The sequence below is a fragment of the Demequina sp. genome, assembly GCF_024642165.1.
Lineage (GTDB): Bacteria > Actinomycetota > Actinomycetes > Actinomycetales > Demequinaceae > Demequina.
The window spans coordinates 1-22817 of record NZ_JAHEBP010000027.1 but is presented as its reverse complement, the minus strand read 5'-3'; the positions used below and the strand labels follow the sequence as shown (position 1 = coordinate 22817).

Genomic DNA, 22817 nt, shown 5'->3' with positions numbered 1-22817 from the left:
GGGTGCCCGGGCGGGCGCGTGCTGCATCCCGGACTACGCGCGGCTGCTCGCGGGCACGCACGGCGAGACCCTGGCACGGCAGGTCCGTCAGGTGGTGGTGGTGGGCCGGCCCACGCTGTCAAGGTCCGTGCAGGCGTTGATCGCCCGCGCGCCGGCGCTCGCGGTCGCGGGCTTCGGTGCGCGCTGGAGCGACGCGCCCGCCCACGCCGAGAGCGTCCTGCCCGCGGTGCCCGCGTCCTGGCTCGAGCGCACCCCCGGCGAGGCCGTGGACCGCGGGTGGCTCGAACAGTGGCGCGCTGCCGCCGAGCCGACCCCGGCCGAGTCATGGGGTCCGCGGGCGATCGCCGCGGCCTTCGCGGTCGCGGTGGGTGCCGGCATCGGCGTCGTCGGATCGTCCGGACCTGTCAGGGCGCTCGACCGGGTCCTGCCCGCCGCGGCGCCCGGCGCGGCGCCCACCCTGATCGCGAACCGCGGGCTCGCTGGCATCGACGGCACTGTCTCGACCGCCGTAGGCGTCGCGCTGGCGACGCGGCGTCCCGTGCTCGCCCTGATGGGCGACGTGACCTTCCTGCACGATGCGGGAGGCCTGCTGGTAGGCCCGCGTGAGGAGCGACCACGATTGCGGATCGTGGTGGTCAACGACGGCGGCGGCACCATCTTCGCCGGGCTCGAGCACGCCGCGGCGTCTGCGGCCGACGTGGAGCGGGTGTTCACCACGCCGCACGGCGCCCACCTTGCCGCGCTATGCGAGGCGTACCGAGTGCCGCACCTCTCGGTGGCGTCGCAGGAGGGCTTAACTGCGGCCCTGGCAGCGCCGTGTGATGGCCTCGAGGTGATCGAGGCCGTGCTGTAGGGCGGCGGGTGCGTGCCCGCAGGATTTCAGCCCGTGCGACGTGCCCGCAGCACCGCGTCGCGACGCTTGGTGGGCTTGCCGTCGGCGTCGTCCGCCGTGCGCTCCCGCACCTGCGCGACCTCCACCTCCCACACGGTGGGATCGAGTCCTAGCGCCGCATCCTCGGCCCGGAACGCAGTCTGGCTGAGGCGCGGGTGCTCTTGCACGTGGGAATCGCTCGGGTCGTGACCCACCACCAGCAGCACTCCACCCGGGGCGACCATCCGCCCCAGCACACGCACCAGCGACGCGATGCCCGCATCGGGGTGCGCGAAGTGCGCCGTCACCAGGTCGTAGCTACCGCTGCGGAGCCCGGCCTGCGTCGCGTCCGCGACTCGCCAGTCGATGCGCCCCGCGATCTCGGTGCCGTGCTGCGCGGCGCGCTGACGGCCGCGGCTGACTGCTGTCTCGGAGATGTCGACGGCGGTGACAGTCCACCCCTGCGTCGCGAGGTACACCGCGTCGGCACCCTCGCCGCAACCCGCGTCGAGCGCGCGGCCCGGGTCCAGCCGCGCCGACTCCGTGACCAGCTGCAGGTTCGGCTCGGCTCCCCAGACGGCCTCGCTGGAGCGGTAGCGCTCCTCCCATTCGGCGGTGTCCCAGCTCTCGGGCGGCGGCGCGGTCTGGGACCGCACGCCCCGGTGGGCGCCTGTCGACGCGAAGGTGGGGATCTCTCCCAGGTCGATCGGGTCGACATGCAGGGTGGGGAAGTCGACGTCGCCGCCCGACTCGAACGTGGCGCCCACGATGGGTCCGAAATCCGGCCGGACGTCGAAGGTGACCTCCGGCTCGGAGTGTGCCGCGACCGCGGGCTTAGGTTGCGGCTCGGGCTCGGGCTCGGGCTCGGGCTCGGGCTCGGGCTCGGGCTCGGGCTCGGGCTCCGGCTCCGGCTCTGGCGCCGGAACCTGAACAGGCGCCGCTTTCGGCTTCCGCGCGCGCTTGGGTTTGGCCTTCGGTTGCGGCTCGGGCTCGGGCTCGGGCTCCGGCGTTGGCTCGGGCTCCGGCGTTGGCTCGGGCTCCGGCGTTGGCTCGGGCTCGGGCTCGGGCTCGGGCTCGGGCTCGGGCTCGGGCTTCGGCTCGGGCTCCGGTTCTGGCTCCGGTTCTGGCTCCGGCTTCGGCGGCTCGACCACGCCGAGTGCACGACGCATCGGCTCGAGCTTCGCCTCGGACTCGGCCCACTCGGACTCCGCGTCGCTCGCCGCGACGATCCCGCAGCCGGCGAAGAGCCGGAGCGCGCGGGGATCCTCGCGGGACAGCTCCGCGGATCGCAGCCCGATGCACCATTCGCCGTCGCCCGACGCGTCGATCCACCCGACGGGTCCCGCATAGCGCCCCCGGTCGAGCCCCTCGAGCTCGTCGATGAGGCGAGCGGCACCCAGCGTGGGCGTGCCGCAGACGGCGGCGCTCGGGTGCAGTTCGGAGACCAGTTCGAGGGCGGCGACGTTGTGCGACAACACGCCGGTGACATCCGTGGCGAGGTGCATGACGTTGGGCAGGTGGAGCACGAACGGCTCATCCGGGACGTTCACAGACGCGCAGTGCGCCGCGAGGGCCTGGGTGACCGAGCGGACGGCGTACTCGTGCTCCTCGCGATCCTTGGAGGACCTCGCGAGCGCTCCGGCGCGCGCGAGGTCGCCCATGTCGTCGCCCGTCATGCGGATCGTGCCCGCAAGCACGCGTGAGGTCACCAGACCGTGATCGACGCGCGCGAGCAACTCGGGGGTCGCCCCCACCAGTCCGTCGACATGGAACGCCCAGCAGGAGGGGTACTCGTCCGCCAGCCGCCGCAAGAGCACGCGAACGTCGACCGGGCTCGCAGCGGTGGCCGCTACCGCCCTCGCCAGCACCACCTTCTCCAGCTCGCCGGCGCGGATGCGCTCGACTGCCGAGTCGACGCCGGCGCGCCACGCCGCCTCGTCCCCGTGGTCGAGGGTGACCTCGCCGGGATCCGCGGGTGCGGTGGTCCCATCGAGAGCCTCCTCGAAGGTGACCTCCGGATCCGCCTCGCCACCGATGGTGGTGAACCACGCACGTCCCTCGCGGCGACCGATGACGAAGCGCGGCACCACCAGCGTGCCGCCCGCGGGAGACGAGTCGGCGAAGGCGAACGAGCCGAACGCCACCAGGCCCGTGCCACGGGTGCGGACGTCATCACGGACCTGTGCATGCCGACACAGCAGTCGCCACCAGTGCTGCGCCGCATCGAGCCTGTCCGCGCCCGACTCGTCGATGCGCGCCACCTCGCCCCATGCGACCATCCCCTCGCCGCGGCGGACCCAGGAGATGCCGGCCTCGGGCAGCGCGTCGATCAGATCGCCGGGGTCGTCGATTTCGACGGTGCGGGCGACAAGTGGTCCAGGGGCGGTGGCGTGCACGGTCACGGCTCCACCCTAGGACCGCGAGCCGCGGGCTGTCCGCACCCCGACTCGAACCAGATGGTCGTTCACGAAGCGTCCCGCGGGATCGAGCTCCTCGAAGACGTCCCGCGCGTCGCCCAGTCGCGGGTGCACGCGCGCGATCCGGTCGGCATCGAAGGCGTGCCACTTGCCCCAGTGGGGGCGTGCGTCGAACGGTTCCAGAACTCGCTCGACCTCCGGGAGCAGCGCCGCCACCTCGGCCGGCCGCGGAAGCCACGTGAAGTGGATGGCGAGCGTGTCGCGTCCATACGCTCCCGAGAGCCACAGGTCGTCGGCGGCGATGGCGCGCAGTTCCGAGACCATCAGGTGCGGGCGGATCATCGGGCCGATTTCGCGGACGGCGGCGAGCGCCTCGCCCGCGACCTCCATGGGCACGAAGTATTCGGTCTGAATCTCCGCGCCGTTGGATGGCGTGTGCGTGAGCCGGAAGTGCGGGAGTCGGTCGATCCAGGGACCAGGCTCACCGCCCTGCGGCGTCAGCGCCTCGGGGTCGCCGTCCACGAGCCTCGCGTCGGAGGCCACCTGCCGGCGCGCCCCCCACCACTCCTCCGGCGGAGCGGTGTCGAGGCCGATGCCACTCTTGCGCCAGATCTGTTGGACCGTGGGCTCCGTCCAGGTGGTGAAGATCGAAACCGAATACGCGTCGCCCAGGATGCCGCGCGCATCGTCGAGCAACGGCTCCCACGGCATCCCGGTGTAGACGTCCTGCCGCACGTCGTACGTCGGCTGAATGCCCAGCGTCACCTCGGTGATCACCCCGAACGCGCCCAGCCCGACGCCGAGTGCCTCGAAGCCGGGCTGGCCGATGCGCGCCGTTCTCATCTCGCCGTGCGCGTCGACGTACTCGATCCGTTTGAGCGCGGTGGCCTGCACCCCGTTGCGCGCGCCGGAGCCGTGCGTGCCGGTCGACGTGGCGCCCACCACGGAGATGTGGGGGAGCGATCCGGTGTTGTGGAGTGCCCACCCGCGCGCCTGCAGCCAGGCACCCAGCTCTCCGAACCGGATCCCGGCGGGCGCATTGACCGTGGGCTGCGAGGGGTTGCTGAGATCCACGAGCGGCGTGTCGTGGATCCCGGTCACCGTGATGAGCGTGCCGTCGGTGTCCGCGATGTCGTTGAAGCTGTGGCGGGTGCCGAGTGCCTTGACGCGTCCCGGGGCGTCCCGCACGGCCCTGCGCACCTCGTCGACGCTTGTCGCCTCGACCAGCGTCGACGCGCCGAAGCGATGGGTTCCGGCCCAGGTGGTGCCGACGTCGTTGGTGGTCACCTCGCCAGCCTAGGGGGGCCGATGCGCGGGAGACAGTGAAGAGCGCCCGTGTCGGACGATGCGCAGGGCGGGGAGACGGTCCCGGCACCAGGGCGTTCACGGGAACCCGGACGCTGACTAGGCTGACCAGGTGCGTACTGAGGCCGATGTGATCGTGATCGGGGCGGGTCCCGGCGGATCCGCCGCTGCCCGCTACCTGGCAGCGGAGGGATTCGACGTCATCGCGCTCGAGAAGTCCCGCTACCCGCGCGAGAAGGTGTGTGGCGACGGACTCACGCCGCGGACCGTGCGCGAGCTCGAGCTCATCGGGCTGCCGACGCCAAGGGACGAGGGCTGGATCCCCAACCACGGCCTGCGGATGGTGGGCGGCGGCCACCGCCTCGAATTCCCGTGGCATGACCTGGAGGAGTTCCCGCGCTACGGACTCTCGCTGCCGCGGGCGCAGTTCGATCAGCGGCTCGCCGAGCATGCGCGCGCGGCTGGCGCGGACATCCGCGAGGGCTGGCACGTCGACGCCGCCATCCGCGACGAACGCCAGGACGGCTTTGCCGGCGGCGGCCGTGTCGTGGGCGTGACGGCGCGCCGCACGGACGAGCGCGGGCGAAAGGTGGGGGACCCCGTGGAGTACCGCGCGCCGCTCGTGATCGCGGCGGACGGGGTCAGCGCGCGCATCGCACTCGGGCTCGGCATCGAGCGCAAGGCGGACCGGCCCATCGGGGTCGCCGTCCGCACCTATCTCACGACCCCCCGTCACGACGAGGAGTGGATGGAGGGCCACCTCGAGATCTGGGACGGCGAGCGCGGCAGCTCGAACCTGCTCCCCGGCTACGGCTGGATCTTCCCGCTGGGCGACGGCACCGCCAACGTGGGCCTGGGAACGCTCAGCGCGAGGGGCGCGCCGCCCAAGCTCGACCATCGCGCCTTGCTACAGGACTGGCTCGACCACTCCGCGAAGGACTGGGAGTTCGGCGAGCGGGTGGGCCCCATCAAGGGCGCCGCGATCCCCATGGCGTTCAACCGCCAGCCGCACTACGTGCCGGGGATGATGCTGGTGGGGGACTCGGGTGGCATGGTGAACCCGTTCAACGGGGAAGGCATCGCGTACGCCATGCAGGCGGCGCGGCGTGCGACCGAGGCCGCCGTCGCGTGGCGCGACGCGACGGGAGCGCGAGACCAAGAGGCGGCGCTCGCCGGCTATGCCCGCATGATGAAGGAGGACCTGGGCGGCTACTACTCGCTCGGCCGAGTCTTCGCGGCGCTGGTGGAGCATCCCGCGGTCATGAAGGTCTGCACACGGTACGGTCTTCCTAGTCCTTTGGTCATGGAATTCACGTCTAGACTGCTCGCAGATGTCTACGAGCCGCATGGCGGCAACTGGGCGGACAAGCTGCTGGTCGCCCTTTCACGGGTCGCTCCCGCGGCATGAGGGCATCGGCGAACATGAGGTCGACGGAAGGAATCCCCCAGTGAATCCGTACGTGCCGATCATCGTCATGGTGGTCATCGCGGGCCTTCTCGCCGGCGCCGGCCTGTTCGTGAGCTCGATCCTGGGGCCCAAGCGCGCCAACGCCGCGAAGCTGGACAGGTACGAGTCGGGCCTCGAGCCCACACCGGGTGCGGCCGGCGGCGGTCGCATCCCCATCAAGTACTACCTGGTGGCGATGACGTTCATCATCTTCGACATCGAGGTGGTCTTCCTCTACCCCTGGGCCGTGGCGCACGATGCGCTCGGGTGGTTCGGGTTGATCGCGATCATGACCTTCCTCGTCCTCATCACGATCCCGTTCGTGTATGAGTGGCGTCGCGGCGGATTCGAGTGGGACTGATTGATATGGGAATCGAAGAGAGCGCACCTCCGTTCATGCTCGGCACGGTCGAGGACTTTGTCGGCTATATGCGCGCCGGCTCGATGTGGCCGGCGACCTTCGGTCTCGCGTGCTGCGCCATCGAGATGATGTCGACGGGCACGCCCCGGTTCGACATCGCGCGCATCGGGTCCGAGGTCTTCCGCGGCTCACCCCGCCAGGCCGACATGATGATCGTCGCGGGCCGGGTGTCGAACAAGATGGCCCCCATCGTCCGGCAGGTCTACGACCAGATGGCCGAACCCAAGTGGGTGCTGTCGATGGGCGTGTGCGCCTCGTCGGGCGGGATGTTCAACAACTACGCGATCGTCCAGGGCGTCGACCACGTGGTGCCGGTGGACATCTACCTGCCAGGGTGCCCGCCGCGCCCTGAGATGCTGCTCTACGCGTTGCTGGAGCTCCAGCGGCAGGTGCGCGAGACCCCCATGGGCCGTAACCGGCGCCAGATGGCGGCAGCGGCGGAGGCCGCCGCGCTCGCCGCGACGCCCACCTCCGACATGAAGGGTCTGCTGCGTTGAGCGACTCCCAAGACCTGACCGGCACCGGCGCCGCTAAGGGCGGCCCCCAGATGGGCGACCGTGAGCGCATCACGCTCATCAACGTGCGCGAGGGGATGTTCGGCGCGAAGGGCGATACCAGCGGGTACGACCTGCTTGTCACGCCCGTGCAGATGCCCGGCGCCTCCGAGCGTCCCTACGGCGAGTGGTTCGACGGGGCGGTCAACGTCCTCGAGGAGCTGCTGGGTGAGCGCGCCGATGCGGCGATCGAGTACGTGGTAGTCGACCGGGGCGAGCTCACCCTCCACATCGCCCGCGAGCACCTGGTCGAGGTGTGCGAGCACCTGCGAGACGATCAGGACCTCCGGTTCGAGATGTGCCTGGGCGTGAGCGGCGTGCACTACCCCGCGGACGCGGGACGCGAGCTTCACGCCGTCTACCCCATGCAGTCGATCACCCACAACCGCCGCCTCCGGATCGAGGTCGCCGTGGACGAGGCGGACCCGCACGTGCCGTCCATCACGTCGGTGTACCCGATGAACAACTGGCACGAGCGCGAGACGTGGGACTTCTTCGGGATCGTGTTCGATGGCCACCCGTCGCTGGCGCGCATCGAGATGCCGGACGACTGGGTGGGCCACCCGCAGCGTAAGGACTACCCGCTCGGCGGCATCCCGGTGGAGTACAAAGGCGCCGAGATCCCCTCGCCCGACAACCGGAGGCAGTACCGATGAGCCAGGAGAGGACCGCTCCGGGCGCCACCGGCGCGTTCGTCGAGGACCCCGAGGCCCCCGAGTACAGCGCGTACGGAGGCGACTGGAGCGAGATCGCCGACGAGGCCGCCCGCCTGGGCCAGCAGCGCATCGTGGTCAACATGGGACCCCAGCACCCGTCCACTCACGGCGTGCTGCGCGTCATGCTCGAGATCGAGGGCGAGACCGTCACGGAGACCCGTGCCGGCATCGGCTACCTGCACACGGGCATCGAGAAGAACATGGAGTACCGCACCTGGACCCAGGGCGTGACGTTCTGCACTCGCATGGACTACGTCGCCTCGATGTCCCAGGAGGCCGTGTACTGCCTCGGCATCGAGAAGCTCCTGGGCATCACGGATGAGGTGCCCGAGCGGGCCAACGTGCTGCGCGTGCTCATGCTCGAGCTCACCCGCATCGGATCCCACCTGGTCGCGATCGGCACCGGCGGCAACGAGATGGGCGCCACCACGGTCATGACCACTGCGTTCATCGGGCGCGAGGACACCTTCCGGGTCATCGAGATGATCACGGGGCTGCGCACCAACAACGCGTACATCCGTCCCGGCGGAGTCTCCCAGGACACCCCCGAGGGTGCCGTCGAGTACATCCGGCAGATGATCCCCAAGGTGCGTCAGAAGCTCGACGAGCTGGTGGATCTGCAGCTGCAGAACCCCATCTTCAAGCTGCGCCTCCAGGGCGTCGCGAACCTCGACCTCGCGGGCTGCATGGCGCTGGGCATCACCGGCCCCATCCTGCGCTCCGCGGGCCTGCCGTACGACGTGCGCAAGGCGGAGCCGTACTGCGGCTACGAGACCTACGACTTCCAGGTGCCCACCTCGACGGAGAGCGATGCGTACTCCCGTGTGGTCCTGCGCCTCGAGGAGTGCTACGAGTCGCTCAAGATCGTCGAGCAGTGCGCGGACCGCCTTGACCAGACCGTAGGCCAGCCGGTGATGGTCGCGGACAAGAAGATCGCGTGGCCCGCGCAACTGTCGCTGGGCGCGGACGGCCAGGGCAACTCGCTCGAGCACATCCGCCACATCATGGGCGAGTCGATGGAGTCGCTCATCCACCACTTCAAGCTGGTCACGGAGGGCTTCAAGGTCCCCGCCGGTCAGGTGTACCAGGCCATCGAGGGTCCGAAGGGGCTGCTGGGGGTCCACCTGGTGTCCGATGGCGGCACCAAGCCGTGGCGCGCGCACTTCCGCGACCCGGGATTCAACAACCTGCAGGCGCTGTCGATCCTCACCGAGGGTGGGCAGGTCGCCGATGTGGTGGTCGCGATCGCCACGATCGACATGGTGCTGGGAGGCGTCGACCGATGACCTACGACGAGTCCACACTGGCGCAGCTCGAGGCGGACGCGGACGCCATCATCGCGCGCTACCCCGTCAAGCGCTCGGCCCTGCTGCCGATGCTGCACCTGGTGCAGTCGGTGGACGGGTACGTGTCACCCGACGGCATCCAGTTCTGTGCCGACCAGGTCAACCTGACCGCCGCGGAGGTCTCCGCGGTCGCCACGTTCTACACCCAGTACAAGCGCCGGCCCAACGGCGAATACCAGGTGGGGGTCTGCACCAACACGCTGTGCGCCGTCATGGGCGGCGACCGCATCTGGGACGAGCTCTCGGAGCACGTGGGCGTGGGTCACAACGAGACCACTGAGGACGGCACCATCACCCTCGAGCGGCTCGAGTGCAACGCCGCCTGCGACTACGCGCCGGTGATGATGGTCAACTGGGAGTTCTTCGACAACCAGACGCCGCAGAGCGCCAAGCAGGTGGTGGACGATCTCCGCGCCGGCAAGGACGTCGCCCCCACCCGCGGCCCTGCCAAGGTGTGCGGCTTCAAGGAGGTCTCGCGAGTCCTCGCGGGCTTCGAGGACGGCCGCGGCGACGAGGACCAGGGCGTGGGTGCTCCTACGCTCGCCGGACTCGAGGCGGCCAAGCGCCAGGGCTGGACGGAGGGATCCAAGTGACCGACCTGACCCCCGTGCTGAGCGCCACCTGGGGCTCGCCCAAGTCCTGGAGCATCGACACCTACACCAAGGCCGGCGGCTACGGACCGCTCAAGAAGGCCCTCGCGATGGAGCCTGGCGCCCTGATCCAGGCCGTCAAGGACTCCGGCCTGCGCGGACGCGGCGGCGCGGGCTTCCCGACCGGCATGAAGTGGGGATTCCTTCCGCCGGACGACGGCGGGCCCCGCTACCTGGTGATCAACGCCGACGAGTCCGAGCCGGGCACGTGCAAGGACATCCCCACCCTGCTGTCCGCGCCGCACACCCTCATCGAGGGCGTCATCATCACGTCCTTCGCGATCGGCTGCAACCACGCGTTCATCTACCTGCGCGGTGAGGTGGTGCACGTCTACCGGCGGCTGATGCAGGCGGTGCGGGAGGCGTACGAGGCGGGCCACCTGGGCAAGAACATCCACGGCTCGGGCTTCGACCTCGACATCACCTTCCACGCGGGCGCCGGCGCCTATATCTGCGGCGAGGAGACCGCGCTCCTCGACTCGCTCGAGGGTCGCCGCGGGCAGCCTCGGCTCAAGCCGCCGTTCCCCGCCGTCGCCGGCCTGTACGCGCGTCCCACGGTGGTCAACAACGTCGAGTCCGTGGCCTCGGTCCCGGCGATCGTGGACCGCGGCGTCGAATGGTTCACCGGGATGGGCACCGAGCGCTCGAAGGGCATGGGCTTCTTCTCGCTCTCGGGCCACGTGACGCGCCCGGGACAGTACGAGGCGCCACTAGGCATCACGCTGCGTGAGCTGCTCGACCTGGCCGGCGGCATCCGGGCGGGTCACGAGCTGAAGTTCTGGACCCCCGGCGGCTCGTCGACCCCGATCTTCACGCAGGACCACCTGGACACGCCGCTCGACTACGAGTCGGTGGGCGCCGCCGGTTCCATGCTGGGCACGCGCGCCCTGCAGCTGTTCGACGACTCGACCTGCGTGGTGCGCGCCGTCACCCGGTGGACCGAGTTCTACAAGCACGAATCGTGCGGCAAGTGCACGCCGTGCCGCGAGGGCACCTACTGGCTCACTCAGATTCTCAAGCGCATCGAAGGCGGGAAGGGCACGCAGGCGGACATCCAGCAGCTGCTCGACACCTGCGACTCGATCGCCGGTCGCTCGTTCTGCGCACTGGGAGATGGCGCGACCTCTTCGATCATCAGCTCCGTGAAGCTGTTCCGCGAGGAGTACGAGGCGCACGTGGAGCAGGGCGGCTGCCCGTTCGACCGCAGCGCCTCCGCGCTGTTCGAATACTCCGAGACCCCCGCTACCGAGGAGGCGCACGCATGACCGCGACCGCGGACAAGTCGGCGGCCCAGGCCGTGGAGACCGTGACCCTCACCATCGACGGCACCGAGGTCACCGTCCCCAAGGGGACCCTGATCATCCGCGCCGCGGAGCAGGTGGGGATCGAGATCCCGCGGTTCTGCGACCACCCGGCCCTCAAGCCCGCCGGCGCCTGCCGCCAGTGCCTCGTCGACGTCGCGAGCCCCGGCCCCGACGGCAACCTCCGTGCCTTCCCGAAGCCCCAGGCCTCGTGCACGATGACGGTGACACCGGGAATGGTGGTCAACACGCAGCACACCTCGGAGGAGGCGGACCGGGCCCAGAAGGGCGTGATGGAGCTGCTGCTCATCAACCACCCGCTCGACTGCCCCGTGTGCGACAAGGGCGGCGAATGCCCCCTGCAGAACCAGGCGATGAGCCACGGCCGCCCCGAGAGCCGGTTCGTCGACGTCAAGCGCGTGTTCGAGAAGCCGCTGGCCCTCAGCTCCGAGATCCTGCTGGACCGTGAGCGCTGCGTGCTGTGTCAGCGGTGCACCCGGTACTCGAAGGAGATCGCCGGCGACGCGTTCATCGACCTGCAGAACCGCGGCGCGATGCAGCAGATCGGCACCTTCGACGAGGACGTGCTCGACTTCGATGGCTACCGTCCGGTGGGTGCGGCGGCCGAGGACGAGGCGGGCCGCGCCTTCTCCTCGTACTACTCCGGCAACACGGTCCAGATCTGCCCCGTGGGCGCGCTCACCAGCGCCGCGTATCGCTTCCGCTCGCGCCCGTTCGACCTCGTGTCCTCACCCGCCATCTCCGAGCACGACTCCTCGGGCTCGGCGATCCGCATCGACCACCGCCGCGGCGCGATCCTGCGCCGACTGGCGGAGCACGATCCGGTGGTGAACGAGGATTGGATCACGGACAAGGACCGCTTCGCCTTCGCGTGGCAGAACCTGGGCGACCGCCTCACCCGCCCGCTGGTGCGCAAGGACGGCGAGCTGGTCGAGACGTCCTGGCCCGAGGCACTCGCCGCCGCGGCCGCGGGCATCCGCGCGGCCACGGCCGCGCCCGATGAGGACGAGGAGGCGCCGGGCGCAGGCGTGCTCGTGGGCGGCCGAGTGACGCTCGAGGACGCGTACGCCTTCCAGAAGTTCGCCCGAGTGGTGTTGGGCACCAACGATGTCGACGCTCGCGCGCGCAGCGCGAGCGACGAGGAGCAGGCGTTCCTGGGCTCGCAGGTCGCGGGGACCGGACTGGGCGTCACCTTCGGCGAGCTCGAGAAGGCGCCCGCGGTGGTGCTGGTGGGCTTCGAGGCGGAGGACGAGGGTGGCGTGGTGTTCCTGCGCCTGCGCAAGTCGCTGGGCCGCCAGAAGATCGTGACCGTCGCGCCGTACCTGACGCGCGGAGCGCAGAAGCTCGACGCGACGCTGGTGGCGACGGTCCCCGGCCGCGAGGCCTCGGCCCTGGCCGATCTCCCTGCGGACGTGCGTGAGACCCTCGCGCAGCCGGGCGCGGTCATCGTGCTCGGCGAGCGTGCCGCTGAGGCGCCCGGAACCTTCACGTCCGCCCTGGATCTCGCATCGTCCACCGGCGCCCGCCTGGCCTGGATCCCGCGCCGCGCCGGCGAGCGCGGTGCCGTCGAGGCGGGGGCGCTGCCGGGCCTGCTTCCCGGCGGCCGTGCCGTCTCCCTCAAGCCCGCACGCGCGGCAGTCGCGAAGGCGTGGGGAGTCGAGGCGCTGCCCTCAGCGCCCGGCCGCGACACCGCGGGCATCCTGGCCGCCGCCGCCGAGGGCCGCATCGGCGCCCTCGTCGTGGGCGGCGTGAGCGCTTCCGACCTCAGCGGAGACGTCTCCGCGGCGCTCGACGCCGCGGGCTTCGTGGTCTCGCTGGAGGTGCGGCGCAGCCACATCGCCGAGGCGGCGGACGTGGTGCTGCCCGTCGCGCCGCCCTCGGAGAAGCCCGGCACCTTCGTCAACTGGGAGGGCCGCCTGCGTTCCTTCGTCACGGCGATCCGTACCGACGCGATGTCCGACCACCGCGTGCTCGACCTGCTCGCCCGCGAGTGGGGCGTCGAGCTCGGCACCGGGACCGTCGAGGCGGTCAACGCGGAGCTCGCCTCGCTGGGGGCCGCCGGCAAGGGTGAGCGGCCCGCAGCGCCCAAGGCCAAGGCCCCGCGCCCGAGCCGGGCCGTCAAGGGCACGGCAGTGCTCGCCACCTGGCACCAGCTGGTCGACGAGGGCGCTCTCCAGGAGGGTGAGCCGTATCTCGCCGGCACCGGCCGTGTGGCCGTGGCGCGGCTGTCCCGCGCCACCGCCGACGCGCTCGGAGTCGCGGGCGAAGCGACCATCTCCACGGCGGCGGGCTCGATCGACCTGCCCGTGGTGATCACGGACATGGCCGACGGCGTGGTGTGGGTTCCGGTGAAGTCGCCGGGCTCCTGGGTGGCTCGAGACCTGCGCGTCACCGCCGGCGCGACCGTCTCCGTGAAGGGAGCGGCGTGATGCTCGGATTCCTGCCCTCGACGGTGGAGCCGGTGACCACCGACGCGGCCGTCGCATCGTCCCTCGCGGGGGACTCGATCTGGATCGTCATCATCAAGGCCGTCCTCATCGTGGTGTTCCTGCTGACCTCGGTGCTGTTCGCCGTGTGGTTCGAGCGCCGCGTCATCGGGCGCCTGCAGGAGCGGCCCGGCCCCAACGTGCGCGGCCCGTTCGGCCTGCTGCAATCCGTGGCCGACGCGATGAAGCTCCTGTTCAAGGAGGACATCACCGTCCGGGCCTCGGAGAAGCTGCTGTACATCGTGGCGCCCATGATCTCCGTGTTCTGCGCGCTGCTGATCTTCGGGGTGATCCCCTTCGGCCCCGAGACCCGCATCTACGGCACGGAGGAGGTCACGCCGCTGCAGCTCACGGACTTCCCGGTGGCGGTGCTGTTCATCCTCGCGTGCGCCGCGCTCGGCGTGTACGGCATCGTGCTGGGCGGCTGGGCCTCCGGCTCGACCTACCCGCTCATGGGATCGATCCGCTCCACCGCGCAGGTGATCTCCTACGAGCTCGCGATGGGCCTCTCGCTCGTCACGGTCTTCATGCTGTCCGGCACCATGAGCACCTCGGGCATCGTCGACGCGCAGATGGACCGCTGGTGGGTGTGGCCGCTGTTCCCCGCGTTCCTGCTCTACATCATCTCCATGGTGGGCGAGACCAACCGCCTGCCGTTCGACCTTCCCGAGGCGGAGGGCGAGCTGGTCGCAGGCTTCATGACGGAGTACTCGTCCATGAAGTTCGCGTGGTTCTTCCTCGCCGAGTACATGAACATGATCAACGTCTCGGCGGTGGCGTCGACGCTGTTCCTGGGCGGGTGGCGCGCACCCTGGCCGGCGTCCTGGGCGGGGGCGGAGTTCCTCAACACCGGGATCTTCCCGCCGCTATGGCTGATCCTCAAGATCTGGCTGCTGATGTTCGTCTTCGTGTGGATCCGCGGCTCGGTGCTGCGCTTCCGCTACGACCAGTTCATGAAGTTCGGCTGGAAGATCCTGATTCCGGTCGGGCTCGGCTGGCTGGTGTTCTTCGCCGTGGGCCGCGCGCTGTTCGACCACTTCGGCCGCGACCTCAACGTGTACGACGCGGTGGCGGGCGTGATCGGCGTGCTGCTGATCGTGGCCGTGTGGAGCTTCATCTCCGACTCCAAGGCGAAACGCGAGGATGACGCTCCGGCGGAGGATTCTGCCCCGGAGACGCTCGACGCCTTCGCGGGCGGCTACCCCGTGCCGCCGATGCCGCACCAGGTGCTGCCGCCATCGCCGCGCTCGGGCCGCACGGTCGATGCGCATGTGGGCAATCGAGAGGAGGACTCCGAGTGAGCGAGTCCGACGAGGTCTGGAAGGTCAACCGCGAGCGTGACGGCAAGCGCGAGACGTTCGAGTCCAACTTCCCCAAGAAGGGCCCGATCGGCGAGGCGCTGGCGCCCGTCGCCGGCTTCGGCGTCTCCCTGCGCAATTTCTTCCGCCCCACGGTCACGGAGCAGTACCCGCGCGTGAAGACGCCGCCCATGCCGCGCTATCACGGCCGCCACCAGCTCAACCGGCATCCCGACGGGCTCGAGAAGTGCATCGGCTGCGAGCTGTGCGCCTGGGCCTGCCCTGCGGACGCGATCTACGTCGAGGCCGATTCCAACACGCCGGACGCCCAGTTCAGCCCCGGCGAGCGTTACGGCCGCGTCTACCAGATCAACTACCTGCGCTGCATCTTCTGCGGCCTGTGCATCGAGGCGTGCCCCACGCGCGCGCTGACCATGACCAACGAGTACGAGCTCGCCGGTCCCACCCGTGAGGGACTCATCTACGAGAAGCAGGACCTCCTGGCGCCCCTGGGCAAGAACATGCTGGCGGCGCCGCACCCGATGGTGCCCGGGACCACGGACGGCGACTACTACCGCGGCGACGTGACCGAGCCCGTCGAGGCCCAGATCGACTGGGTGCGCGAGCACCGTCCCGACGACGCGACCCTGCCGGACAACCGGGAGCAGGAACGGGAGGCGAGCCGTGGTTAACCCGCTGCTGTTCTGGATCATCGCCGCCCTGACCGTGATCCCCTCGCTGTCGCTGCTGTTCGCGCGCAAGGCGGTCCACGTCGCGATGGCGATCGTGCTCGTGATGGTGGGCCTGGCAGCCGCCTACGTGGCGCTGGGGGCTCCGTTCCTGGGCGTGGTGCAGATCGTGGTCTACACGGGCGCGGTCATGATGCTGTTCCTGTTCGTGCTCATGCTGGTGGGCGTCGATCAACGCGAGGACCTCAAGGAGACCATCAAGGGTCAGCGCTGGATCGGGCTGCTCGCCGCCGGCGGGCTGGGCGCGTTCCTGGTGTCCGTCGTCGCCCGCGTGGCGCTGCCCGTCCAAGAGGAGACGGTGGGCGAGCCCGATGTGATCGCCGAGGTTCTCTTCCAGCGTTACGTGCTGGTGATCGAGGTGCTCGGCTTCCTGCTCATCACCGCGGCCGTGGGCGCGTTGGTGTTGACCCACGCGCCCCGCCTCAAGCCGCGTCGGACGCAGCTCGAGGTCCAGCGGGACCGTGTCCGGGTGGGCGCCAACCCCGTCAACAAGCCGATGCCCGGGGTGTACGCGCGCCACAACGCGCTCGACGTGCCCGCGCTCGATCCCGAGGGCCAGCCCATCGAGGACTCGGTCTCGCGCGTCCTCAAGATCCGCCATCAGACCCAGGACGGCGCCGAGTTCCGCGCCCAGCTCGAGGATCCGGCGCGCAAGGACACGGAGGAGGGACGCTGATGGACCCCATCAACTTCGTCATCCTCGCCGCGATCCTGTTCGCGATCGGCTCCGCCGCCGTGCTGCTGCGCCGCAACGCGATCATCGCCTTCATGGGCGTCGAGCTGATGCTCAACGCCGCGAACCTCTCCCTCGTGTCCTTCTCCCGGATCCACGGCGAGATCGACGGCCAGGTCATGGCGTTCTTCGTCATGGTGGTCGCCGCCGCCGAGGTGGTGGTGGGCCTCGCGATCATCATCGCCGTGTTCCGCGCACGCCAGACCATCTCGCTCGACGAGCCTTCAGAGCTGAAGGGCTGACCCATGCTTGATCTCACCTGGCTCCTCATCGCCGTGCCCCTGGCCAGCAGCATCGTCCTGATGCTCGCGGGCAAGCGCGCGAACCCCTGGGGGCACTGGGTCGGCGTCGCCGCGTCGGGCTCCACGTTCATCGTGGGCCTGGGCGCCTTCATCCAGATGCTCGGCCTCGACTCCGAGGAGCGCGCACACGCCGTCCACCTGTTCTCGTGGATCCCCGGCGGCGAGCTGAACCTCGACGCCGGCCTGCTGGTGGACCCGTTGTCCATGACGTTCGTGCTGCTCGTCAGCTTCGTGGGCACCCTCATCCACGTGTACTCCGTGGCGTACATGGAGCACGATCCGAACCGGCGCATCTTCTTCGCCTACCTCAACCTGTTCGTGGCCGCGATGCTGCTGCTGGTGCTGGCGGACTCGTACCTGCTGCTGTTCGTCGGGTGGGAGGGCGTAGGCCTCGCCTCGTACCTGCTCATCGGATTCTGGAACTACAAGCCGGAGTACGCCACCGCGGCCAAGAAGGCCTTCGTGGTGAACCGCATCGGCGACATCGGGCTCATCATCGCGATGGGGCTCATGTTCGCCTACCTCGGCGCCGTCGATTTCGAGACCGTGTTCGCCGAGGCTCCCGCCGCATCCACGGCGACCCTCACCGCGATCGGGCTCACGCTGCTGCTCGCAGCCTGCGGAAAGTCCGCACAGTTCCCGTTGCAGTCCTGGCTCGGCGACGCCATGGCCGGCCCCACCCCGGTCTCGGCGCTCATCCACGCGGCCACGATGGTGACCGCCGGCGTCTACCTCATCGTGCGCTCCGCGCCCATCTACGCGGGTGCGCCGGCCGCCCAGACCGCGGTCGCCGCCGTAGGCGCCTTCACCCTTGTGCTCGGGGCCCTCATCGGTATGGCGAAGGACGATATCAAGAAGGCCCTCGCGGCATCGACGATGTCGCAGATCGGCTACATGATGCTCGCCGCGGGGCTGGGTCCCGTGGGCTACGCGTTCGCCATCTTCCACCTGGTCACGCACGGCTTCTTCAAGGCCGGCATGTTCCTGGGGGCCGGGTCCGTGATGCACGGCATGAAGGATCAGGTCGACATGCGCCGTTATGGCGCGCTACGCACCGCGATGGTCACCACCTGGATCACGTTCGGGCTGGGCTGGCTCGCCATCCTGGGCATCCCGCCGTTCTCCGGCTTCTGGTCCAAGGACAAGATCATCGAGTCGGCGTTCGTGGGCGAGGGCGCTCAGCCCTGGATCCTGGGCGGTGCCGCGCTCATCGGCGCCGGACTCACGGCGTTCTACATGTCTCGCCTGTTCTTCATGACGTTCCACGGCAAGGCTCGCTGGACAGACGACCAGCATCCGCACGAGTCGCCGGCGATGATGACCGTGCCGATGATCATCCTCGCGGTGGGATCGGCGTTCCTGGGTCTCATCCTCGCGGTGGGCGATCGCTTCGCCGTGTGGCTCGAGCCCGTCACCGGCCACGTCGAGCACCACGAGCCCGTGCTGCCGGTCCCGGTGCTCATCGCCGCGACGCTGATCCTGGTCGCGCTGGGCGTGTGGGTCGCGTGGCGCAAGTACGGCGCCGCCGACGTGCCGGAGACGGCGCCCGCGGCGTCGCTCAGCACCATCGCGGCGCGCAACGACATGTTCCAGGACTCGGTCAACCGGGCGGTCTTCGAGCGCCCCGGCACCCACCTCACCCGCACCCTCGTGTACGCGGACGCCGCGATCGTCGACGCCGCGGTGGACAAGCAGGCCGAGGCATGGGGCAAGACCGGCGAGACCGTCCGCCGCACGCAGAACGGCCAGGTCCGCTCCTACGCGCTCACCATGCTCGTGGGTCTCGTCATCGTCATCATCATCGTGGTGCAGGGGGGTCTCTAAACCATGTTCCCGATCCTGACCGTCATGGTGGCGCTTCCCGCGCTCGGCGCCGGCCTGCTCTGGGCGCTGCCCAGCGCATCCCGGGCGCGCGTGCGCGAGGTGGCGCTCGCCGTCACGGCCGTGGAGCTGGCACTCGCCGTCGCACTGTTCATCCAGTTCGACACGGCGACCGCCGGCACCTTCCAGTTCTCCGAGACCTACGCGTGGATCCCGCAGATCGGCGCAAGCTGGGCGCTGGGCATCAACGGCATCGGCCTCCTGATGATCGTGCTCGCCTCGCTCCTCACTCCGCTCGCGATCCTCGCGGGATGGTGGGAGGACAAGGACCCCGCCCGTCGGACTCACTACCTCGCGCTGATCCTGCTGAGCCAGGCGTTCATGGTCGGCATCTTCGCCGCCCGGGACGTCTTCCTCTTCTACGTGCTGTTCGAGGCGATGCTGATCCCGCTGTACTTCCTCATCGGCTCGTTCGGCGGCGCGCAGCGCCGCTACGCCGCGGTGAAGTTCCTGCTGTACTCGCTGGTGGGCGGCCTCATCATGCTCGTCGGCGTGGTCGCGCTCTACTTCCAGGGTCCCGGCGGCGAGCAGGCGTTCCTCACGGACAACCTGACCGGGCTCACCATGTCGAGCACCGCCGAGCGGCTGATCTTCCTCGCGTTCTTCCTGGCGTTCGCCATCAAGGCGCCGATGGTCCCGCTGCACACATGGCTGCCCACGGTCGCCGAGAATGCGCGGCCCGGGACCACCGCGCTGCTGGTCGCCGTGCTGGACAAGATCGGCACCTTCGGCATGCTCACGCTGTGCGTCGCGCTGTTCCCCAACGCCGCCCGCTGGGCCGCGCCGGTCATCATCGTGCTCGCCGTCATCTCGGTGATCTACGGTGCCCTGCTCGCGATCGGGCAGGTCAACATGCTGCGCCTGGTCTCTTTCACGTCGGTAAGCCACTTCGGCATCATGGTGCTCGGGATCTTCGCCTTCACGCAGACGTCCATCGAGGGCTCGGCGCTCTACATGTTCAACCACGGCCTGTCCACGGGCGCGCTGTTCCTGGTGGTCGGATTCCTGATCCACCGCCACGGCACCCCTGACGTCACGGCGTACGGCGGCCTCCAGAAGGTGGTCCCGGTGTTCGCCGGCACCTTCCTGGTGATCGGCCTCAGCGCGCTCGCGCTGCCCGGCCTGTCGCCGTTCGTCTCGGAGATCATGGTGCTCGTCGGGGCATTCTCCGTCGCCAAGGCCGGCGTGATCGTGGCCGCGGTGGGCGTGGTGCTCGCGGCGCTGTACGTGCTGCTGACCTACCAGAAGGTGTTCACCGGGCCCACGCCCGAGGCGATGCGCGGAACGCGCGAGCTCACGCTTCGCGAGCGTCTGGTGCTGTGGCCGCTGGTGGGTCTGATGCTGGTGCTGGGATTCCTGCCGGGCATCGCCATCGACACGCTCCGTGAGCCATCGGCCGACATCGTCGCGACCGTATCCATCGAGGAGGCAGGCGAGTGAGCTTCGTGACCCCCGTCATCGCCTGGGCGCCGCTCGCGCCCATCATCATCGTCCTCGGTGCCGCCGCGATCGGGATCCTGGTCGAGGCGTTCATCCGCACGCCGGCGACACGGCGAGCGGCCCAGTTGGCGCTCGCGCTCGCCTCGCTGGTGGGTGCCGCGCTGGTGGCGATCCTCCAGTGGGCCACGCTCGATGGCGCCGGGACCGTGGTGCTCGAGCACATGATGGTCGTCGACCGCCAGGCGCTCGCCTGGCAGAGCGTGCTGCTGCTGTTCGGCGTGCTGGGCACGCTGCTGTTCGCGGCGCGCACGCGCGCCGGCGAGGAGGCGTTCACGCCGCTCGGCGCCGTGGCGCCCGGATCCACCGAGGAGACGCTGGCTCGCCGCAAGGGCATGCAGCTCACCGAGGTGTTCCCGCTCGCGCTGTTCGCGGTGGGCGGCATGATGCTGTTCACCTCCGTGACGGATCTGATCTTCCTGTTCGTCGCGCTCGAGGTGTTCTCGCTGCCGCTGTACATCCTGGTCGCGTTGGCTCGTCGTCGCCGGCTGCTGTCCCACGAGGGCGCGCTCAAGTACTTCCTGCTCGGGGCGTTCTCCTCCGCGCTGTTCCTCTTCGGCGCCGCGCTGCTCTACGGCGCGACGGGCTCGACATCGTTCGACGAGGTCGGCGCCGGCATCGCCTCCGCGACCGGGCTCGACACGTTGATCCTCGCGGGCGCCGTGCTCGTGGTGGTGGGCCTGCTGTTCAAGCTGGGTGCCGTGCCGTTCCATTCCTGGACGCCCGACGCCTATCAGGGCGCGCCCACGCCCGTCACGGCTTTCATGGGTGCGGCGACCAAGGCCGCCGCCACCGCCGCGCTGATCCGGCTCGTCTACGGCGCCCTGTACGGCCTCGACTGGGAACTCTCGTGGCTGTTCTGGACTGTGGCGATCGCGTCGATGCTGCTCGGCACCGTCGTGGCGCTGGTGCAGACGGAACTCAAGCGCATGCTCGCGTACTCGTCGATCGCCCACGCCGGATTCATCCTCGTGGCCTTCGCGGGCTTCCCCGACTCGACGCTCAGCGCCCTGCCCTTCTACCTGCTGACCTACGGCCTCGCCACCATGGGCGCCTTCGCGGTGATCACCCAGGTGCGCGAGCGCGGCGAGGACGGCACCGTGCTGGGCGAGGCCACCCGGCTGGGCCAGTGGGCCGGCCTGGGCCGCCGCTCCCCGTGGCTCGCGGCGTCCATGGCGTTGTTCCTGCTGTCGTTCGCGGGCATCCCGCTCACGGCGGGCTTCGTCGGCAAGTTCGTGGCGTTCTCCGCGGCGATGTCCGAGGGCGCGTGGCCGCTGGTCCTGGTCGCGGTCATCGCCTCCGCTGCCGCCGCGTTCTTCTACGTGCGGCTCATCGTGCTGATGTTCTTCACCGACGTGCCGGACGGGCAGGAGGACGCCGTCGCGGTCGACTACAGCCCGCTCGCCCGTGTGGTCGTGGTGGCGGCCGCGGTGGCCGTGGTGCTGCTCGGCATCGTCCCGGGTCCCGTGCTGTCGGCCTTCGAGAACGCCGGCGTCCTGCTCCTGGGGGCGGCAGGCTGACGCATGGCCTCTTTGGCGATCGGCAATGCCTCACTCGAGGGCGAGCTCCAGCCCCGGCTCGCCCTGGTGGAGGAGCGCCTGCGGGACGCCGTCTCGCAGTCGGACAAGCTCGCCGACGCGACGTCGCGCCATCTGGTGAACGCGGGCGGCAAGCGGCTCCGGCCGATGCTCGCGCTGCTGTGCGCGCAGCTCGGCGACGGCTCCCGGCCGGAGGTCCTGGACGCCGCTGTGGTGGTGGAGCTGACCCACCTCGCGACGCTGTACCACGACGACGTGATGGACTCCGCGCCCACGCGACGCGGCGCACCCGCGGCGCACGAGGTGTGGGGCAATTCCGTGGCGATCCTCACCGGAGACCTGCTGTTCGCGCGCGCGTCCGCGGTGGTGGCGGGGCTGGGCCCCCAGGCCGTGCGGATCCAGGCGGAGACCTTCGAGCGCCTGTGCTTGGGACAGCTGCACGAGACGGTGGGTCCTGACGAGCGCGACGACCCGGTGGAGTTCTACCTCCAGGTGCTCGCGGACAAGACCGCCTCGCTGATCGCTACCTCGGCCCGGTTGGGGGCGATGTTCGGCGGCTGCCCGCCCACGGTGGTGCAGCAGGTGACCAACTACGGCGAGTGCGCGGGCGTCGCCTTCCAGCTCGCGGACGATGTGATCGACATCCGCTCGGACGCGGCGACCACCGGGAAGACTCCCGGCACCGACCTGCGCGAGGGCGTGCCCACCATGCCCGTGCTGCTGTTGCGTCGCCGGGTCGCCGCCGGCGGGACGGACGAGGACCGGGCACTGCTCGCGGACATCGACGGCGACCTGGCGGACGATGCGGCCCTGGCCGCCGTGGTGGCGCGGCTCGCCACGCATCCCGTGGTCGACGAGACGGCGGCGCTGGCTCGCGCGTGGGCGTATCAGGCGGTGGGCTCGATCGCGAACCTGCCCGAGAGCGAGGTCAAGAACGCGCTGATCGCGTTCTCCGAGGCCCTGGTGGCCCGGGCGGCCTGACCTGCGCCACCCGCCCCGCCCATCCGCGCCGGGCGGCACCCGCCGTACCGAGCCCCGCCCCGCCGAATTGGTGGGTGGTGGTCGCCTTCGCGAAGCTGACGCATCGCAGTGGTGTGGCATTGTCGGTCTCGCGGCGCGTCCGCCCCGAGAACAGCTCTCGCCGGGTCCGACCGGGGCCACGCGCGTCAGGACGCCCGCCCAGATACACGGCGCCGCGTGCCGGCTGAACGACAACTGCCTACCCGCCAGGCGCGCGGATTGCGGAGAACCGACCACCATCTACCCATTCGGCGGGAAGGGGGC

The 22817-nt window shown here is 70.1% G+C and carries 19 protein-coding genes; 17 read left to right on the top strand and 2 right to left on the bottom strand.

The genetic code is table 11. The features are described 5' to 3' along the window. The coding region (locus Q0L54_RS04240) for a 2-succinyl-5-enolpyruvyl-6-hydroxy-3-cyclohexene-1-carboxylate synthase (protein WP_296665712.1) at positions 1 to 853 on the top strand (853 nt) is incomplete at its 5' end. A gap of 26 nt (positions 854 to 879) precedes the next feature. Here the strand turns inward: Q0L54_RS04240 and Q0L54_RS11105 are convergent. Both Q0L54_RS11105 and Q0L54_RS04225 read right to left on the bottom strand, forming a co-directional pair. After that, positions 880 to 3273: an isochorismate synthase gene (locus Q0L54_RS11105; RefSeq protein ID WP_366937930.1), complete on the bottom strand. Its 2394-nt coding sequence runs from the start codon at positions 3271 to 3273 to the stop codon at positions 880 to 882. A 9-nt stretch (positions 3274 to 3282) separates the two neighbouring features. Continuing rightward, positions 3283 to 4575, bottom strand: a complete 1293-nt coding sequence (locus Q0L54_RS04225) for a D-arabinono-1,4-lactone oxidase (protein ID WP_296665710.1) — start codon at positions 4573 to 4575, stop codon at positions 3283 to 3285. Positions 4576 to 4705: 130 nt separating this feature from the next. Here Q0L54_RS04225 and Q0L54_RS04220 point away from each other — a divergent pair, with 130 nt between their 5' ends. From Q0L54_RS04220 to Q0L54_RS04145, 16 genes are all read left to right on the top strand, one after another. Continuing rightward, positions 4706 to 6001 carry a geranylgeranyl reductase family protein gene (locus Q0L54_RS04220; RefSeq protein WP_296665709.1) on the top strand — a complete coding sequence of 432 codons (1296 nt, stop codon included), beginning with the start codon at positions 4706 to 4708 and terminating at the stop codon, positions 5999 to 6001. Between the two features lie 52 nt (positions 6002 to 6053). Next, a complete protein-coding gene (locus tag Q0L54_RS04215) occupies positions 6054 to 6401 on the top strand; it encodes an NADH-quinone oxidoreductase subunit A (RefSeq protein WP_296665717.1) in 348 nt (115 codons plus the stop codon). 5 nt (positions 6402 to 6406) lie between these two features. Next, positions 6407 to 6958: an NADH-quinone oxidoreductase subunit B gene (locus Q0L54_RS04210; RefSeq protein ID WP_296665708.1), complete on the top strand. Its 552-nt coding sequence runs from the start codon at positions 6407 to 6409 to the stop codon at positions 6956 to 6958. A gap of 50 nt (positions 6959 to 7008) precedes the next feature. Beyond that, positions 7009 to 7671, top strand: coding sequence for an NADH-quinone oxidoreductase subunit C (locus tag Q0L54_RS04205; RefSeq protein WP_296665716.1), 663 nt, complete (start codon positions 7009 to 7011; stop codon positions 7669 to 7671). After that, positions 7668 to 9017 carry an NADH-quinone oxidoreductase subunit D gene (locus Q0L54_RS04200; protein ID WP_296665706.1) on the top strand — a complete coding sequence of 450 codons (1350 nt, stop codon included), beginning with the start codon at positions 7668 to 7670 and terminating at the stop codon, positions 9015 to 9017. The genes Q0L54_RS04205 and Q0L54_RS04200 overlap by 4 nt, the downstream gene beginning before the upstream one ends. Continuing rightward, positions 9014 to 9670 carry an NADH-quinone oxidoreductase subunit NuoE gene (gene nuoE, locus Q0L54_RS04195; RefSeq protein ID WP_366937929.1) on the top strand — a complete coding sequence of 219 codons (657 nt, stop codon included), beginning with the start codon at positions 9014 to 9016 and terminating at the stop codon, positions 9668 to 9670. The genes Q0L54_RS04200 and nuoE overlap by 4 nt, the downstream gene beginning before the upstream one ends. Next, positions 9667 to 10992 (top strand): NADH-quinone oxidoreductase subunit NuoF, encoded by a 1326-nt coding sequence (nuoF, locus tag Q0L54_RS04190; protein WP_296665705.1) that lies wholly within the window; start codon positions 9667 to 9669, stop codon positions 10990 to 10992. The genes nuoE and nuoF overlap by 4 nt, the downstream gene beginning before the upstream one ends. After that, the gene (locus tag Q0L54_RS04185) at positions 10989 to 13478 is read left to right on the top strand and encodes an NADH-quinone oxidoreductase subunit G (protein ID WP_296665704.1); all 2490 of its coding nucleotides are present in this window, start codon (positions 10989 to 10991) and stop codon (positions 13476 to 13478) included. The genes nuoF and Q0L54_RS04185 overlap by 4 nt, the downstream gene beginning before the upstream one ends. Beyond that, entirely contained in the window at positions 13478 to 14836 is a 1359-nt protein-coding gene (gene nuoH / locus Q0L54_RS04180; protein ID WP_296665715.1) for an NADH-quinone oxidoreductase subunit NuoH, read from the top strand. Before Q0L54_RS04185 ends, nuoH begins: the two co-directional genes overlap by 1 nt. Before the next feature lie 86 nt (positions 14837 to 14922). Continuing rightward, a complete protein-coding gene (nuoI, locus tag Q0L54_RS04175; RefSeq protein ID WP_296665714.1) occupies positions 14923 to 15525 on the top strand; it encodes an NADH-quinone oxidoreductase subunit NuoI in 603 nt (200 codons plus the stop codon). Continuing rightward, positions 15518 to 16258: an NADH-quinone oxidoreductase subunit J gene (locus Q0L54_RS04170; protein ID WP_296665703.1), complete on the top strand. Its 741-nt coding sequence runs from the start codon at positions 15518 to 15520 to the stop codon at positions 16256 to 16258. The genes nuoI and Q0L54_RS04170 overlap by 8 nt, the downstream gene beginning before the upstream one ends. Continuing rightward, positions 16258 to 16557 (top strand): NADH-quinone oxidoreductase subunit NuoK, encoded by a 300-nt coding sequence (nuoK, locus tag Q0L54_RS04165; RefSeq protein ID WP_296665701.1) that lies wholly within the window; start codon positions 16258 to 16260, stop codon positions 16555 to 16557. The genes Q0L54_RS04170 and nuoK overlap by 1 nt, the downstream gene beginning before the upstream one ends. A 3-nt stretch (positions 16558 to 16560) precedes the next feature. After that, the gene (gene nuoL, locus Q0L54_RS04160; RefSeq protein ID WP_296665699.1) at positions 16561 to 18441 is read left to right on the top strand and encodes an NADH-quinone oxidoreductase subunit L; all 1881 of its coding nucleotides are present in this window, start codon (positions 16561 to 16563) and stop codon (positions 18439 to 18441) included. Between the two features lie 3 nt (positions 18442 to 18444). Next, positions 18445 to 19938, top strand: a complete 1494-nt coding sequence (locus Q0L54_RS04155; protein ID WP_296665698.1) for an NADH-quinone oxidoreductase subunit M — start codon at positions 18445 to 18447, stop codon at positions 19936 to 19938. Further along, complete coding sequence (gene nuoN / locus Q0L54_RS04150) at positions 19935 to 21515, top strand: NADH-quinone oxidoreductase subunit NuoN (RefSeq protein ID WP_296665696.1); 1581 nt, start codon at positions 19935 to 19937, stop codon at positions 21513 to 21515. Before Q0L54_RS04155 ends, nuoN begins: the two co-directional genes overlap by 4 nt. 3 nt (positions 21516 to 21518) lie before the next feature. Beyond that, positions 21519 to 22514 carry a polyprenyl synthetase family protein gene (locus Q0L54_RS04145; protein WP_296665694.1) on the top strand — a complete coding sequence of 332 codons (996 nt, stop codon included), beginning with the start codon at positions 21519 to 21521 and terminating at the stop codon, positions 22512 to 22514. Positions 22515 to 22817: the final 303 nt, after the last annotated feature.

Coding starts and splice junctions, on each gene's coding strand:
- Q0L54_RS04210 (WP_296665708.1), top strand. CDS start 6,407: ATGGGAATCGAAGAGAGCGCACCTCCGTTCATGCTCGGCACGGTCGAG.
- Q0L54_RS04205 (WP_296665716.1), top strand. CDS start 7,009: ATGGGCGACCGTGAGCGCATCACGCTCATCAACGTGCGCGAGGGGATG.
- Q0L54_RS04200 (WP_296665706.1), top strand. CDS start 7,668: ATGAGCCAGGAGAGGACCGCTCCGGGCGCCACCGGCGCGTTCGTCGAG.
- nuoE (WP_366937929.1), top strand. CDS start 9,014: ATGACCTACGACGAGTCCACACTGGCGCAGCTCGAGGCGGACGCGGAC.
- Q0L54_RS04185 (WP_296665704.1), top strand. CDS start 10,989: ATGACCGCGACCGCGGACAAGTCGGCGGCCCAGGCCGTGGAGACCGTG.
- nuoH (WP_296665715.1), top strand. CDS start 13,478: ATGCTCGGATTCCTGCCCTCGACGGTGGAGCCGGTGACCACCGACGCG.
- nuoK (WP_296665701.1), top strand. CDS start 16,258: ATGGACCCCATCAACTTCGTCATCCTCGCCGCGATCCTGTTCGCGATC.
- nuoL (WP_296665699.1), top strand. CDS start 16,561: ATGCTTGATCTCACCTGGCTCCTCATCGCCGTGCCCCTGGCCAGCAGC.
- Q0L54_RS04155 (WP_296665698.1), top strand. CDS start 18,445: ATGTTCCCGATCCTGACCGTCATGGTGGCGCTTCCCGCGCTCGGCGCC.
- Q0L54_RS04145 (WP_296665694.1), top strand. CDS start 21,519: ATGGCCTCTTTGGCGATCGGCAATGCCTCACTCGAGGGCGAGCTCCAG.